The organism is Amycolatopsis sp. lyj-108 (assembly GCF_046549005.1).
Lineage (GTDB): Bacteria > Actinomycetota > Actinomycetes > Mycobacteriales > Pseudonocardiaceae > Amycolatopsis.
Genome location: NZ_JAJPWQ010000010.1, coordinates 93,587 through 112,813, shown reverse-complemented (window position 1 = coordinate 112,813; position 19,227 = coordinate 93,587). Strand labels below are relative to the sequence as shown.

The 19,227-nt window shown below is 69.2% G+C and carries 22 protein-coding genes; 7 read left to right on the top strand and 15 right to left on the bottom strand.

Going from position 1 to position 19,227, the window contains the following annotated elements:
- Positions 1 to 13: 13 nt before the first annotated feature.
- Entirely contained in the window at positions 14 to 535 is a 522-nt protein-coding gene (locus ACLJO0_RS31180; protein WP_410582369.1) for a GNAT family N-acetyltransferase, read from the top strand.
- Here ACLJO0_RS31180 and ACLJO0_RS31175 read toward each other — a convergent pair whose 3' ends face one another.
- Both ACLJO0_RS31175 and ACLJO0_RS31170 read right to left on the bottom strand, forming a co-directional pair.
- Complete coding sequence (locus tag ACLJO0_RS31175; protein ID WP_410582367.1) at positions 536 to 961, bottom strand: acyl-CoA thioesterase; 426 nt, start codon at positions 959 to 961, stop codon at positions 536 to 538.
- A 28-nt stretch (positions 962 to 989) separates the two neighbouring features.
- A complete protein-coding gene (locus tag ACLJO0_RS31170; RefSeq protein WP_410582365.1) occupies positions 990 to 1,766 on the bottom strand; it encodes a helix-turn-helix domain-containing protein in 777 nt (258 codons plus the stop codon).
- Between the two features lie 66 nt (positions 1,767 to 1,832).
- On the opposite strand from ACLJO0_RS31170, the gene ACLJO0_RS31165 reads away from it, so the two are divergent.
- Positions 1,833 to 2,552, top strand: a complete 720-nt coding sequence (locus ACLJO0_RS31165; RefSeq protein WP_410582363.1) for a hypothetical protein — start codon at positions 1,833 to 1,835, stop codon at positions 2,550 to 2,552.
- Between the two features lie 6 nt (positions 2,553 to 2,558).
- Here the strand turns inward: ACLJO0_RS31165 and ACLJO0_RS31160 are convergent, their stop codons facing one another.
- From ACLJO0_RS31160 to ACLJO0_RS31130, 7 genes are read right to left on the bottom strand one after another with little or no spacing between them, the layout of a single operon-like run.
- Positions 2,559 to 2,933, bottom strand: a complete 375-nt coding sequence (locus tag ACLJO0_RS31160; RefSeq protein WP_410582362.1) for a DUF427 domain-containing protein — start codon at positions 2,931 to 2,933, stop codon at positions 2,559 to 2,561.
- Positions 2,934 to 2,970: 37 nt separating this feature from the next.
- The gene (locus ACLJO0_RS31155; RefSeq protein WP_410582360.1) at positions 2,971 to 3,117 is read right to left on the bottom strand and encodes an HAD family acid phosphatase; all 147 of its coding nucleotides are present in this window, start codon (positions 3,115 to 3,117) and stop codon (positions 2,971 to 2,973) included.
- Between the two features lie 11 nt (positions 3,118 to 3,128).
- On the bottom strand, positions 3,129 to 3,281 hold the full coding sequence (locus ACLJO0_RS31150; protein WP_410582358.1) for a hypothetical protein: 153 nt from the start codon (positions 3,279 to 3,281) through the stop codon (positions 3,129 to 3,131).
- Between the two features lie 49 nt (positions 3,282 to 3,330).
- Positions 3,331 to 4,500 carry a THUMP-like domain-containing protein gene (locus ACLJO0_RS31145; protein ID WP_410582357.1) on the bottom strand — a complete coding sequence of 390 codons (1,170 nt, stop codon included), beginning with the start codon at positions 4,498 to 4,500 and terminating at the stop codon, positions 3,331 to 3,333.
- Position 4,501: 1 nt separating this feature from the next.
- Positions 4,502 to 5,464, bottom strand: coding sequence for a class I SAM-dependent methyltransferase (locus tag ACLJO0_RS31140; protein WP_410582355.1), 963 nt, complete (start codon positions 5,462 to 5,464; stop codon positions 4,502 to 4,504).
- A gap of 5 nt (positions 5,465 to 5,469) precedes the next feature.
- Positions 5,470 to 6,249: an enoyl-CoA hydratase/isomerase family protein gene (locus ACLJO0_RS31135; RefSeq protein ID WP_410582353.1), complete on the bottom strand. Its 780-nt coding sequence runs from the start codon at positions 6,247 to 6,249 to the stop codon at positions 5,470 to 5,472.
- Positions 6,250 to 6,304: 55 nt separating this feature from the next.
- The gene (locus tag ACLJO0_RS31130; RefSeq protein WP_125786841.1) at positions 6,305 to 7,117 is read right to left on the bottom strand and encodes an ABC transporter ATP-binding protein; all 813 of its coding nucleotides are present in this window, start codon (positions 7,115 to 7,117) and stop codon (positions 6,305 to 6,307) included.
- A 319-nt stretch (positions 7,118 to 7,436) separates the two neighbouring features.
- On the opposite strand from ACLJO0_RS31130, the gene ACLJO0_RS31125 reads away from it, so the two are divergent.
- The gene (locus ACLJO0_RS31125; protein ID WP_410582350.1) at positions 7,437 to 7,985 is read left to right on the top strand and encodes a cysteine dioxygenase; all 549 of its coding nucleotides are present in this window, start codon (positions 7,437 to 7,439) and stop codon (positions 7,983 to 7,985) included.
- Positions 7,982 to 8,377, top strand: a complete 396-nt coding sequence (locus ACLJO0_RS31120; RefSeq protein ID WP_410582349.1) for a rhodanese-like domain-containing protein — start codon at positions 7,982 to 7,984, stop codon at positions 8,375 to 8,377. The genes ACLJO0_RS31125 and ACLJO0_RS31120 overlap by 4 nt, the downstream gene beginning before the upstream one ends.
- On the opposite strand, the gene ACLJO0_RS31115 is transcribed toward ACLJO0_RS31120, so the two are convergent.
- Both ACLJO0_RS31115 and glgP read right to left on the bottom strand, forming a co-directional pair.
- A complete protein-coding gene (locus ACLJO0_RS31115; protein ID WP_410582347.1) occupies positions 8,374 to 9,207 on the bottom strand; it encodes a hypothetical protein in 834 nt (277 codons plus the stop codon). The two genes, ACLJO0_RS31120 and ACLJO0_RS31115, sit on opposite strands and share 4 nt — an antisense overlap.
- 115 nt (positions 9,208 to 9,322) lie before the next feature.
- Positions 9,323 to 11,863: an alpha-glucan family phosphorylase gene (glgP, locus tag ACLJO0_RS31110; RefSeq protein ID WP_410582345.1), complete on the bottom strand. Its 2,541-nt coding sequence runs from the start codon at positions 11,861 to 11,863 to the stop codon at positions 9,323 to 9,325.
- Positions 11,864 to 12,007: 144 nt separating this feature from the next.
- Here glgP and ACLJO0_RS31105 point away from each other — a divergent pair, with 144 nt between their 5' ends.
- Positions 12,008 to 13,471: a neutral zinc metallopeptidase gene (locus ACLJO0_RS31105; protein WP_199748861.1), complete on the top strand. Its 1,464-nt coding sequence runs from the start codon at positions 12,008 to 12,010 to the stop codon at positions 13,469 to 13,471.
- A 176-nt stretch (positions 13,472 to 13,647) separates the two neighbouring features.
- On the opposite strand, the gene ACLJO0_RS31100 is transcribed toward ACLJO0_RS31105, so the two are convergent.
- A complete protein-coding gene (locus ACLJO0_RS31100) occupies positions 13,648 to 14,619 on the bottom strand; it encodes a tetratricopeptide repeat protein (RefSeq protein ID WP_125792385.1) in 972 nt (323 codons plus the stop codon).
- Positions 14,620 to 14,749: 130 nt separating this feature from the next.
- Between ACLJO0_RS31100 and ACLJO0_RS31095 the strand changes: the two genes are divergently transcribed.
- Entirely contained in the window at positions 14,750 to 15,133 is a 384-nt protein-coding gene (locus ACLJO0_RS31095; RefSeq protein ID WP_410582344.1) for a hypothetical protein, read from the top strand.
- 1 nt (position 15,134) lies between these two features.
- Here ACLJO0_RS31095 and ACLJO0_RS31090 read toward each other — a convergent pair whose 3' ends face one another.
- Positions 15,135 to 15,434 (bottom strand): MTH1187 family thiamine-binding protein, encoded by a 300-nt coding sequence (locus ACLJO0_RS31090; protein ID WP_410582343.1) that lies wholly within the window; start codon positions 15,432 to 15,434, stop codon positions 15,135 to 15,137.
- An 87-nt stretch (positions 15,435 to 15,521) separates the two neighbouring features.
- On the opposite strand from ACLJO0_RS31090, the gene ACLJO0_RS31085 reads away from it, so the two are divergent.
- Positions 15,522 to 16,022: a MarR family winged helix-turn-helix transcriptional regulator gene (locus tag ACLJO0_RS31085; protein WP_037341773.1), complete on the top strand. Its 501-nt coding sequence runs from the start codon at positions 15,522 to 15,524 to the stop codon at positions 16,020 to 16,022.
- 72 nt (positions 16,023 to 16,094) lie between these two features.
- On the opposite strand, the gene ACLJO0_RS31080 is transcribed toward ACLJO0_RS31085, so the two are convergent.
- Together ACLJO0_RS31080 and ACLJO0_RS31075 are read right to left on the bottom strand one after the other, a co-directional pair.
- On the bottom strand, positions 16,095 to 16,460 hold the full coding sequence (locus ACLJO0_RS31080; RefSeq protein ID WP_125792382.1) for a DUF3817 domain-containing protein: 366 nt from the start codon (positions 16,458 to 16,460) through the stop codon (positions 16,095 to 16,097).
- 201 nt (positions 16,461 to 16,661) lie between these two features.
- Entirely contained in the window at positions 16,662 to 19,049 is a 2,388-nt protein-coding gene (locus ACLJO0_RS31075; protein WP_410582340.1) for a GH92 family glycosyl hydrolase, read from the bottom strand.
- Between the last annotated feature and the right edge of the window lie 178 nt (positions 19,050 to 19,227).

Sequence of the window (19,227 nt, the reverse complement as noted above, 5' to 3'; positions counted from 1 at the left end):
GCATCATCGAGGCATGCCGATCATCACCGGCCCCGAGCCACTCACGCCGGGCGCCACCATCCGCCCGGCCCGCTTGGGCGAGGAGGACGTCGTACTCGACCTGCTGGCCGAGGCCGCCGCCTGGCTGGCGGGGCGCGGAATCCGTCAATGGCCACCACGCTTCCCGCGAGAGTCGGTGCGTGACCAGATCGAGGCGGGTGAAGCGTTGCTGGTCATCGGACTCGGCAAGCCGATCGCGACCTGTGTGGTGACCGAGGCGGAGCCTGAGCTCTGGGGCGAGACCGCGGAACCGGCCTACTACGCGGGCCGCCTCGCGGTCGCGCGGGAGGCGGCCGGAGCCGGGCTCGGCGTCCGGATCATCGACTGGGTCGGCGAGAAGGCCGCGGCACGGGGCAAAGCGTTCGTGCGCGTGGCGACCATGAGGGACAACCCGGCCTTGCGCGGGCTCTACGAGCGCGCGGGCTTCAAGCACGTGGCCGACCCGCCCGAGGCGAAATGGCCGACCAGCCTCTACGAAAAGCGGGCGGCCACCTGATCACGGCAGACCGAGGATTTCCGGCCGCGCCGCGTACTTCCGCCAGTGCAGTCCAGGATCCGGGACCAGCCGCCGTCGTTCGAGATCCAGCAGTCCGGAGAGGCTTTCCACCTCCGCCACCACGACGCCGTCCGGCGCCACGAATTCCTGGACGACCCGTGACACCTTGCCCGGCTCCCAGATGAACCGGGTCAGGACGTCGATCCGCGCGCGGGCACGGAGCTCGCGGCGGAACCGGATCGTCGTTTCGAGGTTGACCGGGCCGAGGTTCCCGGCCTTGAGCGCCAACGGGTCCACGCCGGCCGCCCACACGCATTCCCAGCGCGCGTGATCGGCGTACGCGAGATAGGCGGGGCCGCGGACATGCCCGTTGAGGTCGAGGTCGTCCGTGCGGATGTCGATGGTGACGCGGAAAGGTTCGAGCACTTCACGATCTTCGCCTCGGCGGGCCGTCTCAGTCTGGAACGTTTCGGCCAGTCCAGGATCGTACGAGCGCGCCGGGCGAAACGCCGGACAGCCGACGGCACTCCCGTCCCAGATGGGACTGATCCGCGTAACCCACCTCGGCGGCGACGTCGGCAAGCGACGAGCCGTCCCGTACGACGGCCTCGAGCCGCGTGAGGAACCGATGGAACCGCAGCACCCGCTGCAGCTCCTTCGGGCCGACGCCGACGTCGTGCCGTACATGCCGCCGGAGGCCGCGCTCGCTCACTCCCAGCTCCGCAGCCACCTTGTCGGCGCGAGCGCCGGGCGCACGCAACGCGCGAGCGGCCGCGACGGACGGGCCGAGCGGCTCCATGTCCTGGAGCCTGGCGGTGACCAGCGCTTCCAGCACCGACCGCGCCTCACCAGGTGTCCCGCACTCGGCCAGTCTGGATTCCGCGCGGCGCGCCTTCGCGGGCCACAGGTCGCGCAACGGGGTGGCACCCGCCGCCAGCTCCGTCATCGGCAGGCCCAGCACCGCGCCTCCGGCACCGCATCGCAGGCGGAGCCCGACGGTCCAGTCCGCCGAAGGCAGCTCGTGCCGCAGCACTCCGCGCACGGTGGTGACCGCGTCGAGCCTTCGCCCGTCCCAGACCAGGTCCACGCAGCCGTCCGGGAACACCCTCAGCGGACGGCGACCGCCCACCACGCCCGTCCAGACGCTCTCGACCACGCCGGCCACGGTCGCGACCGGCGTGCTTTCGCGGTACACCGAACGGCCCGAACGGCGACGCAGCGGAACACCCACGTCGGCAGTATGCCCCCGCCCACCGACAAGATGCGCCGCACATGATCTTGCTGGAGACTTGCCGCCGTGCTGCGACCGGTACTCGACCCGTCCCCCGCCGACTGGATCCTCTCCAGGCTCGGCGGCGCGTTCGGCGCGGCCGGCCGCACGGTCCCCCGTGGCTACGCCGCCTACGCCCGCGTCTGCCACCCCGCCGAGCGTGATCGCGGCGGCTGGTCGAGCTGGAGCGAAGCCGCGGTTGAGACGGGACGGCGCGCCCATGGCGCCATGCAGTGGCACGCGCTGGTCGGCTCCCCGGATCCGGTGAATCTCACCGGCTCGCGCTGGCGCGGCTCCCCGCCGGGACGCGGCACGCTGCCTTCACACAGCCTCACCGCTCTGCTGGCCGTTCTCGGCGACCACACGGCCACTTCGGAAGCCTGGTTCTGCCTTTGGGACGGCTACGGCTGGGCCGACGAGGCGACGTTGTCCCGCGAGCACCTCGACGCGCCGCGCGTGCGACACGCCGGCCGGGACTACCTGCTCTTCCGCGGACCGCTGACGTCCGCGACGGAACTCGGCTGGCGGCCCCGGCCGAACTGGTTCGAGGCGCAGTCGCCCAACCTGTTCTGGCCGGACGACCGCGCCTGGTGCGTGGCCACCGAGGTCGACTTCGATTCGACCCTCGTCGCGGGCGAGGAGGCCCTCATCGATGCCCTGGTCAAGGCACCGGGGCTGGAGGTCTGGCGGATCGAATCCGACACCTCGCTCGCGGCCGACGGGGACCGGATCAACCAGTTGCCGTGAAGCGGCTCAGCGCTCTTCGATCGCGTCCACCTTCGACGGGTAGAACGCCACGTGGTCCTTGATCTCGGCGACCGCGTCGTGCGGCGCCTCGTAGGTCCAGACGGCGTTCTCGGCGACGCCGTCGCCCGTGCGGACGCTGTAGTACGCCGCGTCGCCCTTGAACGGGCAGTACGTCGAGTGTTCCGTCCGCTCCAGCACACCGAAGTCGACGTCGGCACGCGGGATGTAGTGCGCGGGCGGATAGTTCGCCTCCCGCAGCGTGAGCGCGTTCGCGCTGTCCGCCACGACCTTCCCGCCGACCGTGACGACCACGCGCGCCTTGTTCGGCTCCACCGTGATCGGGTGGGCAGCGCTGGGCTTCAACACCTTCTTGTCAGACATACCGGGCACAGCGACGCCGCCCGCGCGGATATTCCCCTCAGGGCAGGTAGTACATCGGGTTCGGCAGTTTGACCGGGAATTCGGCGTAACCGCATTCGAGGTCGCTGAACTGGTCGCCGAAGTTGGCGAGGATGGTCGCGCCGGTCGAGGCGATGTGCTTCCGCGTGCCCGCTTGGTACTGCACGGTGGTGCAGGTCAGCCCGCACGGCAGGTAGTCCGGTCCAGCCTTCGGGTGAGGTAGCGCTTGGCGTCCTCGACCTGACGTTCGGTGTCGGAGACGAAGCGGCTGCCATCGGAGTACCGGTGCTTGCCGTCGCTACCGACGACATCGCCGTAGTAGGCCTTCACGCGGCGGCGGCCAGTTTCAGCAGACCGGTCCGGCTCAGGGAAATACTCCTCACGTCAGCTGCGCGCGGCAAAGGAACGCTACTCCAGAACGACCGATTCTGGTCAGTACCAAAGTCGCTTCTTCACCACCGCGAGGTTTCAGCTTGCGCCGCAACGCATCCGGGTCTATTTCGAGACCGCGGACGAGGATTTCCAATCGACCGATATCGTGTTTTTTCAGTAATACGCGCAGATTCTTCTCGCTGTACGGTCCGTGCTCGAACACCCGGAACGCCCGGATTCCCGGCGGCGGGACGTCGCCGGTCAGATACGCGATGCGTTCGTCGAGTTGCCACAGGCCATGCCGCGCCGCGTAATGCCGCACGAGTCCGGCCCGGACGACGGCGCCGTCGGGGTCGACGATCCATTCACCCGGCTCACGCAGGGGTATTTCGTCGGGATCCGCGTCGGTGACCGTCCACTGTGTACCGTCCGAACGCAACACCGTCGCGCGGCGCGACACCGTCGAGCCCACACCGCGCCACAGGCAGGCCTCACGAACCTGACCGTCCAAAGAGACCAGTTCGACCTCGTCCGCCCACGGCGCGATGGAGAAATCGAGACCCGGCGCGCATTTCACCGAAAGCTCGCGGCCGGCATACGACTCGACCAGCCCGTCCAACGGCGGCAGGAAATCGGCGGGCTTCCACGCCCGGCGTCCGGCGGAGTCGCGGCGGGCGGGATCGGCGACGACGACCGAACCCCGGCTGATCGGCCGCAGCGCGTCGGCACGCACCAGAGCGGGCGAAACCCCGGCCTCGAGAGCGTTACGCCGCGCCATCGCCAGCCGGACCTCGTCCAGATCCGAGCCCAGTGCCCGGGAGGCGACGCGGGCGATCTCGATCAGGTCCGCGCCGACGGAACAGGTCACGTCGTGGACGTCGCGACCGGCCAGCCGTGAAGCCCGGTGCCGGGCGACCAGTGTGGCGCTGGCCTGCTGGAGGGCGTCACCGGTGAAAAGCCATGAGTCCGCGGAGTCCAGTTTGGACGACGACTTCCGCCGCAGCACCACCGTTTCCAGTACCGCGGCCGCGTGCTCGGGGGCGATCCGGCGCACGGCGGCGACGTCGGCGATGCGGGTCTTGTCGGTCAGCGGCAGGGACGAGCATTCGGCGAGCGCCGCGCTTCCCGCGCCGGAGCACAGGAAGGCGACGTCGTCGAGGCTGAACTGGTACGGCAACCTACGATCGCTTGGTACCGGTGATCATCACGTTGTAGAACAGTTCGCGCGGCAGCACCTTGGCGAGCAGCTTCTTGTCCAAAGCGGACAGTCGCAGCCAGAGCCGGTACGCGAACAGACGCCAGCGCAGGGTCAGTTTCTCCTGCGGGACGGCGGCTTCGAAGGTCCGGATCGGCCAGCCCGCCAGCGCGGCGGCGAACTCTTCGGTGACCGCGCGGACGTCCTGCGCGCCCGCGCCGCGGGCCATCGACTCGAGGTCGGACGGGTCGAAGGTGTGGATGTCGACCACGGCCTCCAGCGCGGCCGCACGGGAGGACTCGTCGAGTTCCTCCTGCGGACGGCGCCAGCCGTTCAGCACCGGGAGCTTGGTCAGGTTGGTGGTGAGGTACCACGTGAACTGGCCGAGCTTGCGCGCGTAGAAGTCGCCGACCTTCGTCGGCTCGCCCGCGAAGACGAACCGCCCGCCCGGCTTCAGCACCCGCAGCACTTCGGCGAACGCCGCACGGACGTCCGGGATGTGGTGCAGCACGGCGTGTCCGACGACGAGGTCGAAACTGTTGTCCTCGTACGGGATCCGCTCCGCGTCGGCGACCCGGCCGTCGACGTCGAGGCCGAGGTTCTCGGCGTTGCGCAGCGCGACCTGGACCATGCCCGGCGAGAGGTCGGTGACCGAACCCTTCTTGATCACCCCGCCCTGCATCAGGTTCAGCAGGAAGAAACCGGTGCCGCTGCCCAATTCCATCGCGGTCGGGTACGGCTGGCCGTCCTCACCGGCGACGGCGTTGAACACGTCCGTCGCGTAGGAGATGCAGCGCTCGTCGTAGGAGATGGACCACTTCTCGTCGTAGGTCCCGGCTTCCCAGTCGTGGTAGAGCACGTTGGCGAGCTTGGGGTCGTCGAAGGCGGCCTTGACCTCTTCGGCGGTGGCGTGCGGATTCGGCGCCGGATCGTTCACCTGCGTCATCGCGCTTACTTCCCCTCGAAGGTGGCCTTGCCAGGGCCGTTTTCGATGAACGAGTTCATGCCGTTGCGCTGGTCCTCGGTCGCCCAGAGCGCGGCGAAGAGGTGGGATTCGAGCTTGAGACCGTTCGCGAGGTCGGTGTCGAGACCGCCGTCGATGGCGGCCTTCGCGGCACGGAGCGCCACAGCGGGACCGTTCGCGAACTGCGAGGCCCACTTGTGCGCGGCGGCGTAGACGTCGTCCGGCGCGACGACCTCGTCGAGGATGCCCAGCGCGAGTGCCTCCTCTGCCTTCACGAAACGGCCGGTGAACACCAGGTCCTTGGTCTTGCTCGGGCCGATGAGCCGCGCCAGGCGCTGCGTGCCGCCGGCGCCGGGGATGATGCCGAGCTGGATCTCCGGCTGGCCGACCTTGACGTTGTCGCCGGCGATCCGGCGGTCGGCGGTCAGCGCGAGTTCGAGCCCGCCGCCCAGCGCGTAGCCGGTGATGGCCGCGACGACCGGCTTCGGGATGTTCGCGATGGTGGCCAGCGACGCCGTCAGCGCCGCGCCGAACTTCGCGATCTCCGGGTAGGTGCGCTCGGCCATCTCCTTGATGTCCGCGCCGCCCGCGAAGGTCTTCTCACCGCCGTAAAGGATCACGGCGCGCACGTCGTCGCGCTCGGAGGCCTCACGGGCCGCTTCGGCCAGCTCGGCCTGCACCTGGTTGTTCAGCGCGTTGACCGGCGGGCGGTCCAGCCGGATCGTGCCGACCCCGCCTTCGACCTCGAGACTTACGAACTCTCCCACGCCGTCCTCCTTAACCGTCCAAGACAGATTGCAGGCTACCGGTCAGTACGACCCGTCAGCGGCGACGGGCGAAGAAGCGATCACCGGACCGTTCGAGCAGCAGGTCCTGATCGAACGTCTTGGACAGGTTGTCGCTGGTCACGACGTCGTCCACGAGACCGGAGGCGACCGCGCGGCCGTCGCGCAGCAGCAGCGCGTGGGTGAATCCCGGCGGGATTTCTTCCACGTGATGGGTGACTAGCACCATGGCGGGGGCCTCGGGGTCGAGGGCCAGCTCCGAAAGGCGGGCGACGAGGTCCTCGCGGCCGCCGAGGTCGAGTCCGGCGGCGGGCTCGTCGAGCAGCAGCATCTCCGGGTCGGTCATCAGCGACCGGGCGATCAGCGTCCGCTTGCGCTCGCCCTCCGACAGCGTCCCGAAGGTGCGGTCGGCCAGGTGCGCGATGCCGAGTGCGCCGAGGAGCTCCAGGGCGCGGTCGGTGTCGAGGCTGTCGTATTCCTCACGCCAGCGGCCGACGACGGCGTAACCGGCGCTCACCACGACGTCGACGACGCGTTCCTCGCCCGGCACCCGCTGCGCGATCGCGGCCGAGGTGAACCCGATCCGCGGGCGCAGCTCGAAGATGTTGACCTTGCCGATGCGGTCGCCGAGCAGGTCGACCGTTCCCGAGGTCGGGTGGAGTTCGGCCGCGGCCAGCCGGAGCAGGGTGGTCTTGCCCGCGCCGTTCGGGCCGAGCACCACCCAGCGTTCGTCCAGTTCCACGGTCCAGTCGAGGTCGGCGAGGAGGTCGTTGCCTGTTCGGCGGACCCCGACACCGGTCATCCTCACCACGAGGTCGTCAAGTTCGCTGGGCTGGATCGGCTCGCTCACGCGCCCATTGTGTCCGCACACGCGCGCGCGTGTGCACCGGGCCGCCGGTCGGGAGAAAGCGGCTGGTCCAGGAAGTGGGACGAAGCGACCCTCGGCAGGCAGCTGTGGCACCATCGGCGGTGTGATCAGGTCCGTGTCCGCCGCCTTCCCCGTCATCGGGGGCTCTTTCTGGCGCCGCCGGGCCATCGACCTGCTCCTCGTCGCCTCGTGCGGATGTACCGCCGCGCGACACGGCTGAGTCCCCTCTTCCGACGGCACCCCGTGTCGCGCCGCGTTCGGCCCTGCTTCCGCGCCCGCGAACTTCACGAGGAGCCTCACCGTGACCACGTCCATCACTCCCGACCAGGACTTCGAGATCCACCCGCAGCTGATCGACCCGCTACTGCCGGAACTCCTGCACCCCGAGCGTCTGCTCTGGACACCCCGCGAATTGGCCGAGCTGACCTCCACGGTCACCACCGAGCTCACCTCGGGCCTGCGCGGCCTGCTGCGCTTCGACGAGGATCAGCGCTGGTGGGCGCGGCTCGCACTGACCGACGGCGTCGAACTGTGGCTGCTGTCGTGGCTGCCCGGTCAGCAGACCAAACCGCACGACCACGGCGGCGCGTCCGGCTCGTTCACCGTGCTGCAGGGCGAGATCGGCGAGGAGTACCGCTATCCCGGCGGCCCGATCCGGCGCCGCACCCACGTCGCGGGCGAGGGCATCGGCTTCGGCGCGGGGCGCGCGCACCAGGTGACCGGCATCGGCACCGAGCCCGCCGCCAGCGTCCACGCCTACTCGCCGCCGCTGGTCGCGACCCGCGAGTTCGGCACGCTCGCCGAAGTCCCCGCCGAGATCCCCTCGCTCGCCCCGATACTGAGCCGATGAGCGCTATCGACAGCCTGCTGGCCGCCGCCCGGTCCGGACTGGACCGGGCGGAACCCGAGCAGGCACTGCGGCTGCAACGCGACGGCGCCCTGATCGTGGACATCCGCCCGCACGTCAACCGGGCCGAAGAGGGCGAGATCCCGGACTCGGTGGTCGTCGAGCGCATCCACCTCGAATGGCGGCTCGCGCCGGACAGCGAGTGGCGGCTGCCGCAGGTGAAACCGGACTCGACGGTGATCGTCGTGTGCAACGAGGGGTACTCGTCGAGCCTGGCCGCCGCCGATCTGCAGCGGCTCGGCCTGCCGGGTGCCACCGACCTCGAAGGCGGGTTCCGTGCCTGGCGTTCGGCGGGCCTCCCGATCCGGGAAGGCGGCACCCCCGCCGTTCCCTAACGACGGATCGCCAGCCGGGCGATCGAGTCCGGGGAGAGCGGGAGCGCGGCGTGGATCCCGGCGGATCGCGTCGGCCTGGGGTTGACCAGCACCCCGGTCGCCACGTCACGGCCGGCGGCCGCGAGCACGACATCGCGGCCGGTCCGGTGCCGGATCCGGGACCAGCCCGCGCCGGTGACCGCGCGGTACTCGGCAAGCAGGCGCTCGTCGGTGAAGACGCAGAACCAGTCGCCGTGCACGCCGAGGCGGGCCGGGACCGGGGCGCCCGCCTCGTCCGCCGGGCCGCACACCGTCCCGTCGAGGAACATCCGCAGGACCGAGGGGACGGGGTCGCGCAGACCGCCGTCGGCCTGCTCCCGTTCCGGCCGGACGTTGCCGGAAATCCACCGTGAAGCGAGCCGGAAGTCTTCGCCGGTGAGGTCCTCCTGGAAACCGTCCAGGCTGTTCTTGACGCTCCCCAGGAAGTCGTAGAACCGCCGGGTGCAGGTCCGCTCGGAGACCGCGACACGGCCGCTGTCGACCATCGTCCTGATCCGGCCCACCATGCCCGCCCCGCCGTCCACCGGATCCACGCCGAGGTTGTAGGCGGTCCAGACGATTTCGGGCATGAGCGGATCGGCGAACCGTTCGAGAACGCGGTTCAGCCGCAGAAGGACGATCTCGCGCACCCTGCCGGGCTCGGCGTCCTCGGCGATGCCCCAGATCCCCCGCAGTTCCGGGCCCAGCGCACGGCCAAGCTCGTCCTGCCGGATCCCGGCGCGGGCGTGGATATGGTGCAGCCGGTCCTTGGCCCTGCGCGACGTTCTCGTTTCCTTAGCCGAAGCCACCATTCCTCCGCCATTCAGGATCGGCCCGGCAAAGTGTATTTCACCGGGCCGTTCCGTATTGTTCGGCGGAAATCGAGAATCGGCGGTTTCTTTTGTTCGGTACCGGCTTGACGAGGGCTTAAGCGTGAACGACGCGAGCCAGTTCCGCCGGCGTGGCCAGCAGACGGTGTTTCGGCAGCACGCGAACGGTGTAGCCGATCGAGCCCGGATGCGGCAGCTTCAGCCGCGCCGCGAACGCGCCGATTCCGTCGCCCGACATCGGAACCGTGACGGGGTCGCTCAGTTCGTCCCCGTCGCCCACCTTCCCGACGACGGCCTGAACGTCCACTTCGGACGGTTCGAGGCCGGCGAGGTCGATCCGGGCCCGGATGGTCACCTCGGTGCCGGTGACCATCGGGGCGGCGTCCTCGACGAGCAGTTCGGTGTCGAAGATCCGCACCCGCGGCCACGAGACGTCGAGTTTGGTCCGGTAGTCGGCCAGCGACAACGCGCCGCGATAACCGTCGTCCGTGGCCTCCGCGACCATCCGTGAAGCGGGCAGATAACCCGATTCGACGTACTCCCGCACCATCCGCGAGGCCTGCACGCGCGGCCCGAGGGTCTCCAGCGTGTGCCACACCATCGACAGCCAGCCGCCGGGCACACCGCCCGCGTCACGGTCGTAGAACAGCGGCGCGATCTGGTGGCCGAGCAGGTCGTAGAGCGCCGCGGCCTCCAGTTCGTCGCGGCGCAGCGGATCGGTGACGCCGTCCGCGGTCGGGATCGCCCAGCCGTTGCTGCCGTCGTAGCACTCGTCCCACCAGCCGTCGCGGATGGACAGGTTGAGGCCGCCGTTGAGCGCGGACTTCATCCCCGAGGTGCCGCACGCCTCCAGCTGCCGCACCGGCGTGTTCAGCCAGACGTCGCAGCCGCGGTAGAGGTAGCGCGCCATGGACATGTCGTAGTCCGGCAGAAAGACGATCCGGCGCCGGACCTCGGGATCGTCGACGAACCGGACGATCTGCTGGATCAGCTGCTTGCCGCCCTCGTCGGCCGGATGCGATTTGCCCGCGACGACGAGCTGGATCGGGCGCCGCTCGTCCAGCAGCAGCGCGCGCAGGCGCTCCGGGTCGCGCAGCATCAGCGTCAGCCGTTTGTACGTCGGCACGCGGCGCGCGAAACCGACGGTCAGCACGTCCGGGTCGAAGACCGTGTCGGTCCACCCGAGTTCGAGCGCGGAAGCGCCGCGCTGCATCCACGCGGCGCGCACCCGGCGCCGCACCTCCGCGACCAGCTTCTCGCGCAGCTCACGACGCAACCCCCACAGCTGCTCGTCGCTGACGCCGTCCCGCAGCGGCTTGCCAGGGACGCCGTCGAGGCCCAGCTCCTCGTGGTTGCGCCCGAGCATCGCGCTCAGCTCACGCGCGACCCAGGTCGGCCCGTGGACGCCGTTGGTGACCGACGAGACGGGCACCTCGTCGAAGTCGAACCCGGGCCACAGCCGGGAGAACATCCGCCGCGACACCCGGCCGTGCAGCGCCGAGACACCGTTCGCGCGCTGCGCGAGCCGCAGTCCCATATGCGCCATGTTGAACAAGCCGGGGTTGTCCTCCGCGCCGAGCGCGAGCACCCGGCGCGGGTCGACGTTCGGGACCAGCCTGCCGTCGGTGAAGTACCGCTGGACGAGATCGACGGGGAACCGGTCGATCCCGGCGCTGACCGGGGTGTGCGTGGTGAACACGGTGCCGGCGCGGACGGCGGGCAGTGCCTCGTCGAACGCCAGCCCGTCGGCCTGGATGATCTCGCGGGCCCGTTCGAGCCCGAGGAAACCGGCGTGGCCTTCGTTGGTGTGGAACACCTTCGGCTGCGGATGCCCGGTCAGCTCGCAGTACCGTCGCACGGCGCGGAAACCGCCGATCCCGGCCAGGATCTCCTGCCGGATGCGATGGTCGGCGTCGCCGCCGTACAGCCGGTCGGTGACCGCGCGCAGATCCTCGTCGTTGGCCTCGGTGTCGGTGTCCAGCAACAGAAGCGGGATCCGGCCGACGCGGGCCTTCCAGATCTGCGCGTGCAGCGTGCGCCCGGCGGGCATCGCGACGTCGACCAGCACCGGCTTGCCGCCGTCGGTCAGCAGCTCCAACGGGAACGCGTTCGGGTCGATGACCGGGTAGTGCTCGACCTGCCAGCCGTCGAGCGACAACGCCTGCCGGAAGTACCCGGCGCGGTAGAGCAGCCCCACGCCGATCATCGGCACGCCGAGGTCCGAAGCCGCCTTGAGATGGTCCCCGGCGAGCACGCCGAGGCCGCCGGAGTAGTTCGGCAGTGCCTCGGTGACGCCGAACTCCATCGAGAAGTACGCGACGGCCGGCGGAAGGTCGGCGTCGTCCTGCTTCTGGTACCAGCGCGGCTCGGCGAGATACCGGTCCAGATCGGCGACCGCCTCGCGCGCGTGGGCGAGGAAGGCGTCGTCGACGGCGAGCTCGTCGAGCCGGGCCGGTGGCAGCGCGGTGAGCATCCGCAGCGGATCGCGGACGCGGTTGAACAACTCCGCGTCCATCGACGCGAACAGGTCGCGCGTGGGCGGATGCCAGGTCCAGCGCAAATTCGTGGCGAGGTCACCGAGGCCGGAGAGCGCCTCCGGCAGGCTCGCGCGGACGGTGAACCGGCGGACTGCTCTCATGAGGAGCGACCATATCGGCAGGAACCCCGCCCCGCTCAAGACCCACTTCGGGGATTACCTGCACGCGGGCCATAAGCGCTGGGTAGGGTCCCTGCTTGCCGGAGTACGCGGCCCGGTCGGGGCCCTGACGACAAGCGAGTGAACATGTTCCAAGGGGGAGCGCGGGGCTTTCGCCGCCCGGCTCTGATCGCGGTCGTGACGGTGCTGGCCCTCGGGCTGAGCGCCTGCAGCGACAAGGGAAGCTCGACCGGCAAGGAAGGCAGCCAGCCGGGCGCCGGTGACATCGCCGGCCTTCCGGTCACGCATTTCGAGAGCGGCTTGAAGCCGGGCGCGCCCAAACCGGATCTGCAGGTCCGCAACGAGGACGGCTCCGAAGACGACCAGCTCGCCATCGCCGCGATCGCCGACGCGCAGGCATACTGGACCGAGGTCATGCCGCGCGACTTCGGCCAGCCGTACGAGCCGCTGAAGGCGCTGCTGTCCTACAGCGCGAAGACCGACGACGAAGAGACCGAATGCGGCAGCGTCAAGAAGCTCGTCAACGCGTTCTACTGCCCGCCGGGTGACCTGGTGGCGTGGGACCGCGGCGTGCTGCTGCCCATGCTGCGCGAACGGTTCGGGAAGATGGCGGGCGCCGTCGTGCTCTCGCACGAACTCGGGCACGCCGTGCAGTACCGGCTCGCCGAGAAGGCCAACATCAAGAAGAACACCCCGTCGATCGTCAAGGAGCAGCAGGCCGACTGCTTCGCCGGCGGCTACTTCCGCTGGGTCGCCGAGGACAAGAGCAAGTTCTACCGCGTCTCCACCTCCGAAGGCCTCAACCAGGTCATGGCGTCGCTGTTCCTGATCCGCGACCAGGCGGGTACAAGCGCGACCAAACAGGGCGCGCACGGCACGGCGTTCGACCGCACGTACGCGTTCCAGGTCGGGTTCGAGAAGGGCCCGAAGGAATGCGCGCAGATGAATGAGGAGAACATCAAGGCGCGGATCACCGAGCGCCCGTTCGACAAGGGTGACAAGGGCAAGGGCGACGCGAAGCTCAACGCCGAGATCATCGCGATCCTCAAGAAGAGCCTCGACGACGCCTTCAAGGGCGCCGGAGTCCCGGGCCCGGAGATCACCGAGGACGGCAACGGCAGCTGCTCCGGCGGCCCCAGCACCCCGCCCGCGTCGTACTGCCCGTCGAACAACACCGTCAGCATCGACATGGCCAAGCTGCGTGAACTCGCCCAGCCGGTCGACCAGCAGGCGGAATGGGAGAGCGGGCACAGCGAGGGCAAGGGCGACTTCGCCGCGTTCTCGGAAATCGCTTCCCGGTACGCGATGGGCATCCAGAAGGGTGTCGGCGCGTCGATCGACAACGCGAACGCGGGACTCCGCACCGCCTGCCTGGTCGGCGCGTGGGCGAAGGCCAGCTCGGTGCCCGGCGCGACACTGCGGCTTTCCGCCGGTGACCTCGACGAGGCCATCTCGGATCTGCTGAGCCCGGAGAGCCTGGTCTCCGCCGACGTCAACGGCAAGCGCGTGGACAACGGTTTCGAGCGGGTCGAGGCGCTGCGGAAGGGTTACCTGGAGAGCTCCTCGGTGTGCTCGACGCAGTACGGCTGATCGGTCCGGTCACGGGCCCCTGAAGTGCTAGGAACGGTCCTTTCCTTGCGAATTTCGCAAGGAAAGGACCGTTCCTAGCGTTCGGGGGTCGCGGACCCGCCAAACCGCCGCCCAAGTACATGAAGGCCCCCTTCCTTGCGCCTGGCGCAAGGAAGGGGGCCTTCATGTACTTGACCTCAGTAAAGGGCGCTCGCCAGATCCCGCCGCGCCTTCATGACGCGCTCGTCCGCCGAGTCGAACAGGTCGAACAGCGCCACCAGGTGTTCCCGCACCTTGTTGCGCTCGTCGCCCGCGGTACGCCGCACGACGGCGATCAGCCGCGCGAAGCCCGCCTCGGGCTGTTGCCCCGCGACCTCGAGGTCGGCGGCGGCGAGCTGCGCGTCGAGGTCGGCCGGGTTCGCGTCGGCCTTCGCGATGGCGTCCGGGCCGGCGGCCTCGGCGCGGGCGGTGAACTTGACCTGCGCGAGGGCGGTCTTGGCCTCTTCGTTCGCGGGCTCGACGTCGAGGATGCGCTCGTAGGCCGCCTGCGCCGCCTCGAAGTCACCGCGTTCGAAGGCCTCCTCGGCCTCGGTGAACCGCGGGTCCTCCGGCACCTCGACGCCGCCGCCGTTCTCCTCGGCGGCCTTGATGCCGGGGAGGCGGTCGCGCAGCGCGTCGAGCAGCGAACCGAGCCACTTGCGGATCTCGGGTTCGGGCAGCGCGCCCGAGAACGCGTCGACCGGCTGGCCGCCGCCGATGGCGATGACCGTCGGGATCGACTGCGCGCCGAAGAGCTGCGCGATACGCGGGTTCGCGTCGACGTCCACCTTCGCGAGCACCCAGGCGCCACCGGACTCGGCGGCGAGGCGCTCCAGTACCGGGCTGAGTTGTTTGCACGGCCCGCACCATTCGGCCCACAGGTCGACGACGACCAGCTGCTGCATGGATCGTTCGACGACCTCGGACTGGAAGGTCGCTTCGGTGACGTCGATCACGGCGCCACCCGCGGCGGGGGCGCCTGGTGCGGCACCGTCCGCCGGGCGCGGAGGGGGCGGGGGCTGTTTCTGCGGCGCTTCGGCACGCGCCTTGAGCGCGGAAAGGTCGACCGCGCCGGAAAGCGCGGCGGAAAGGGCCGCCGTCTTCGATGCTGATCCGCGTGGGTGTGTCACGGTTCCATCCTGGCACGCATCCCCGAGGGTTTCACCGCATGCCCCCGGCTGCCCGCTTGGCAGGACGGTTCCGTTCCGGCAGGCTCGCCACGAGGGGGTGATCGACATTCCGACCCGCAGGACGGCAACCGTGGCCGTCGCGATCGCCATCGCCGTGGTCTGGGTGAGCGTCATCACGGTGCTGATCGCCCATCAACCCGACCCCGGCGTCGGCAGCCCGGGGCAACTCCGGGACGGCCTCACCGCCGCACTCAACGAGCACGACGTCAAGGCCCTCTCCGAACTCATCGACTACCCGCCCGCGTCGGCTGGCGACTTCGCGAAGTCCTATATCGACGCGCTGGCGGGCCGCGGCGCCCATGACGTCACGGTGAAGTTCGCGCCGGACGATCTCGCGCCGACTTCGGCGACCGTCAGCGGGAAACTGGCCGACGGCAGCGCGTTCGGTTACGCGGTGGCCATCGCGGTCAAGGGCGAACTGTGGCTGGTGTCCTTCACCCCGCCGCTCCCCTGACCTACTCGCTCAAGTGCTTCTCGACACGTTCCACCTTCGCGGTCAGCTGGCCTTCGTAACCCGGCCGGATGTCGGCCTTGAGCACCAGCCCGACCCGTGACGAGCCCTCACCCGCGGCCTCGACGGCGCGTTTGACGACGTCCATCACTTCGTCCCACGAGCCCTCGACGTTGGTGAACATCGCGTTGGTCGAATTGGGCAGGCCGGACTCGCGCACCACTTTCACCGCGCGGGCGACGGCCTCGCTGACCCCGCCGTCTTCCTCGGCCGCGGACGGGCTGACACTGAAGGCCACGATCATCTTCTGCTCCTCGTTCAGACACTTTTCCCACGCATAACACCCGGTCGTGCGGCGTGGCACGGGTACCCGCTGGTAACTTCGACCGCCATGAGCCGTCCGTTGCCGTTCGACCCGATCGCCCGCGCGGCGCAGCTGTGGGAAGCCCGTATCGGGCCGTCCGAAACCATGGCCGCGGTGACCGGGATCATGCGCGTGCAACAGATCATCCAGTCCGCGGTGGACGGCGCGCTCAAACCGCACGGGCTGACCTTCGCCCGGTACGAGGCGCTGGTCCTGCTGACCTTCGCCCGCGCCTCCCACCTGCCGATGCGGGTGATGGGCGAGCGGCTCCAGCTGCATCCGACGAGTGTCACCAACATCGTCGACAGGCTCGAGAAGGACGGCCTGGTCAAGCGTGTGCCGCATCCGACCGACCGCCGGACCACGCTGGTCGAGATCACCGACGAAGGCCGCGCACGGCGCGAAGAGGCCACGAAGGCGGTCACCGAAATCGACTTCGGGCTGACCGGGCTCACCGGCAAGCAGACCGAGCAGCTGACCGACCTGCTCACCAAGGTCCGCAAGGCCACCGGCGACTTCACCGAATAATCCGCAAGTACATGAAGGCCCCCTTCATTGCGTCTAGCGCAATGAAGGGGGCCTTCATGTACTTGCCGAAGATCAGACGGCGGCGGTTTCCGGAGTGCGGTCGAACAGGCCGACGCCACCGTGCGTGAGCCGCTGCGGGCCGTCGAGCTTGCCGTTGCGCAGCGCCCAGGACTCGAACAGCCAGGTGAACAGCGGCGGGATGCTGGAGAGCAGCGCGAGGATCAGGGTCTTCGGGCGCCAGCCGAGCGGCTTCGCCACGGACAGGGAGACCAGCACGTAGAGGACGAACACGACACCGTGCACCATGCCGAGGACGGGAACGCCGCCCTCGCCGAGCTTGACGGCGTACTTGAGGAACATCCCGACCAGCAGCCCGGCCCAGGAAAGGGCTTCGGCTACCGCGGCCACGCGGAATACTAGAGCGGCCTTGCTGGACACTTTCTCCTCCTCATGCGTCTCACCGCTAAGTGTGTGCATAACTACGTCCGACTAGCACTGTCCAAGGCGGACTCGCCAAGAACGTCAACAGCGCTGTCGGACGTGGTAATACCAGTGTGAGGCGTGACGGCCCTCACCGGAACACCGGGGGCCGTGATGCTCCTCACGACCCCCGGAACGAACCGGTCTAAACCACTCGGATCACCCGGCGCAGGGTGATTTCGGCGCCCCTTCGGGCCCCGTCGCCCACGTCGCCTCGGCGGCGTTGTCCGTGAGCTTGAAGTCCAAAGTGGTCCCCCGCGTCAACTGTTCCCAGCCGACGTAGGCCCGCTGCGAGCCAGATCCCAGTCCTTGGACGTACTGGAGCTTCGACGCGTCGGCGCCGTCGGCCTTGATCGTGATGTCACGGCCGTTCTCCAGATGCACCACCGACTTCGCGAACCGCGGCGCGTTGAGCACGAACTGCCCGGTGCCCGGCACCGCCGGGTACAGGCCCAGCGCGCTGAAGACGTACCACGCGGACATGGTCCCGAGGTCGTCGTTGCCGGTGACACCGTTCGGCGCGTTGGTGAACAGCGTGTGCGCGGCGCGCACCACGGCCGAGGTCTTCCACGGCTGCCCGGTCAGCGTGTACATCCACGGCGAGTGGAGGTCGGGCTCGTTGTTCGGGTTGTAGCGGAACTGGTTGTAGTAGTTGTACGGACCGACGACCCATTCCTCGCGCACGGTCTTCGCCGGGTCCTTGACCAGATCCCCGTAGGCGAAGAAGTCGTCGAGCCGCTTGCCGACGTTCTCCTTGCCACCCATACGTTCGACCAGCCCCGGAACGTCCTGCTGGGTCAGCCACTGGTACTGCCACGACGTGCCCTCGTGGAACCCGTCCTGGCTCTGCGGATCGAACGGCTTGCCCGCCGGGCTGAACCATTCGCCCCCTTCGAGCTTGGGCCGGTAGAAGCCGGTGAAGCCGCGGTCGGTCACCGAGGAATCCCACAGCGTCCGATAGCTGCGTCCCTTGTCCGCCAAGGCCTTCGCGTCGTCCTTCTTCCCGAGACCGGCGGCCATGATGGACAGCGAGCAGTCCGCGAGCGCGTATTCCAGCGTGGCCGAAGCGCCGTGGTTCGGGTCGGTGTCCTGCCCCTTCTTCGGGAAGTCCTTGTCGTACTGGACGAACCCGTCCTTCTGGTAACTCGCGTTCCCCGAGCGGCCCTGGAACGGCGAGGACGCGGGCGGGATCTCCCGCGAGTTCTGCAGAAGCGCCTGGTACGCCTCGAGTTCCTGTCCGGACAGCGCGCCGAACCGCCACAGGTCGACCAGGAACGGGGTGACCGGATCGCCGGTCATCGTGTTCGTCTCCTGGTTCGCGTACGCCCAGCGCGGCAGCCAGCCGCCCTGGTCGTGGATGGCGAGCACGGACTTCGCGACGTCCTTCGCCCGAGCCGGTCGCAAGAGGGCGAGCAGCTGGTTCTGCGTGCGATAGGTGTCCCACAACGAGAAGAACTCGTAGTAGGTCCAGCCCAGCGCCCGGTGGATCTTGTCGTCGAAACCTCGGTAGCGGCCGTCCGCGTCGTTGCCGGTCAGCGGCTGCAGCAGCGCGTGGTAGAGCGAGGTGTAGAACACCGTCCGGTCGTCCTTCGACGCGCCCTTGATGTCCACTGAGGACAGTTCCTTGCGCCAGGCGCGCTGTGCGCCGTCGCGGACCGCGTCGAACGAGCGGCCCTTCTCGGCCGCCAGGTTCAGCCGGGCGCCGGAAGCGTCCACATGGGAGATCGCCGTCGTCGCGGTGACCTGTCCGCCGCCGAAGGTCAGCCAAGCGCCACGAAGGCCCTCACCGCCCGCGGACTCCTTCGAGCCCGGCGTGCCGCCCGTCGGGGACCAGGTACCGAAGGATTTGAACGGCTTGTCGAACGTCGTGGTGAACCAGGTCTTGTACGGTTTGCCGCCACAGAACGCCTGCGACTCCACCATGCCTTCGACCGTCCGGTCGCCGACGACGCGGATCTGGCTCGCCGTCACCGGTTCCTTGTCGTTGGCCTGCCCGACATTGACGAAAACGTTTGCGTCACCCGATTTCGCGAAGGTGTACCGCTCGACACCGGTCCGCGTGGTCGCGGTGGTCTCCGCGTCGACGCCGCCGTAGCCGGTGAGCCGCACCTTGTAGTAGCCGGGTTTCCCGACCTCGCCCTCGTGCGTGTACGGCGAGGCATACTTCTTGTGGTCGAAGGTCTCGGGTTTGGTGGTGTCGAACGCCGCGCCGGGCCCGACCGCGCCAGTGGTCGGCAGGGACGACACGAGGCCGCCCTGCTCCCAGCAGCCCGCGCCGGACAGGAAGAAATGCCCGAAGCCGCGGATCGCGGTGTCGTCGTAGCGATAGCCGGCGTAATGCGACGAGATCGGGCTGACCTGCGTCATCCCGAACGGGGCCGAGGCGCCGGGGAAAGTGTTGCCGTCGTCCTTGGTGCCGATGAAGGTGTTGACCGCGTCCACGGGGTCGCCGCCGGGCGCCGCCGCCGCGACGGGCGTGAGCAGCCCGGCGGGGACGACAAGCGCGGTGAGCAACCCGGCGACGCGGGTCGAAGTGCGTGCAGGCATGGGAAAGGCCGCCTCCTGACAACGTTGTCGCTGCCTGCTCACCTTCGACAAGAACGGACCGGTTGGTCAAGAGGTCCGCCAAACCCTGTCCGATTCCGGACAGGGGCCCGGCCGGAGTCCGACTCGTAACGGTTCGACTTCGGAAAACCGGGCTGACGCGAATCGGGCATTGACATCA